Here is an 823-nt window from a genome sequence, read left to right on the forward strand (position 1 = left end):
GATCGCCAGGAACGTGAAGAACAGGAACGCCGCGACGTTGGTCGGATCGGTGATCGTGAAGGTGTGGACGGGCGGCAGGAAGAAGAAGTTGTAGCACAGCGAGGCCGCGACGCTGGCGATCAGGGACGGGATCAGGCCGCGCGCGACCGCCACACCGACCACGGCGGTGAGAAAGACGAGGTCGACGGTCTCGATCCCGACCCACGGCCGAACCAGCAGCCCGGCACCGAGCGCGACGGCGATCGCACCGAGGGCCAACGCATAGCCGCTCCAGTCGGGCCGGGTCCGACGCCGGCCCGTCTTCACCGTCTTCTTCGGGATCGGATCGCCCGCGATGTCGTCACCGGCGATGACATGCACGCTGATGTTGCCGGCGCGGCGGACGAGGTCGTGGACGATCGAGCCGTGCACGATCTCGTGCCATCGCGTGCGAGTCGACTTGCCGACCACGATCTGGGTGACGTTGTTGGCGTGCGCCCAGGACACGATGTCGTCGGCGATGCGTTCGTCGCTGCGCGGGATGGTCGCCGCCTCGCCGCCCAGCGTCTGCGCCAAACGGAGCGTGTCGGCGATGCGATCCCGCTCGACGTCGTCGAGCGCGCGGCTCCGCCGGCTCTCGATGAAGAGCGCCGTGAACGGCCCGCGCACCCGATCCGCGAGGCGCTTGCCGTAGCGCACCAGGCCGGCCGAGCGCGGATCCTCGGAGATGCACACCAGGACGCGCTCGCCGGCCGGCCACGGACCCGGAATGGCGCGCGCCTTCATCTGGCTGAGCAACTGGTCGTCGACGCGTTCCGCCGTGCGGCGCAGCGCGAGCTCGCGC

The 823-nt window shown here is 70.0% G+C and carries 1 protein-coding gene; it reads right to left on the reverse strand.

From position 1 onward, the window contains the following. The coding region (locus ABTU92_RS29160; RefSeq protein ID WP_408095050.1) for a DUF4118 domain-containing protein at positions 1 to 823 on the reverse strand (823 nt) is incomplete at both ends.

The organism is Rhodoplanes sp. SY1 (assembly GCF_046000175.1).
Lineage (GTDB): Bacteria > Pseudomonadota > Alphaproteobacteria > Rhizobiales > Xanthobacteraceae > Rhodoplanes.